This is a genomic window from Paraburkholderia sp. SIMBA_053, from assembly GCF_046534895.1.
Taxonomy (GTDB): domain Bacteria; phylum Pseudomonadota; class Gammaproteobacteria; order Burkholderiales; family Burkholderiaceae; genus Paraburkholderia; species Paraburkholderia caledonica.
Genome location: NZ_JAWRXU010001735.1, coordinates 1 through 235 on the forward strand (window position 1 = coordinate 1; position 235 = coordinate 235).

Sequence of the window (235 nt, forward strand, 5' to 3'; positions counted from 1 at the left end):
GCGCGTGCCGGGCGCAGTCCTCAGCCAACGGTTGGTTGCGTAGCCAGTCGGTTGCGTGTGTGCTGAGCGCAAGCTGATGAACGTCGTAGAAGTGTCGCGATATGCGCTGGCCGCCGTGACGCAGCTCGCCACGGCGTTCATACCATTGGCACAGACCATGTACGATAACTATCTTGTCCCAGAAGGTGCGCTCGGGCTGGACGGTGGTTACCTCTGCAACGTCAAGGTTGAGATG

At 60.0% G+C, this 235-nt stretch carries 1 protein-coding gene; it reads right to left on the reverse strand.

Annotated elements, in window-relative coordinates:
• On the reverse strand, positions 1 to 235 hold a 235-nt coding region (locus SB753_RS41455; protein ID WP_410805740.1), incomplete at both ends, for a nucleotidyl transferase AbiEii/AbiGii toxin family protein.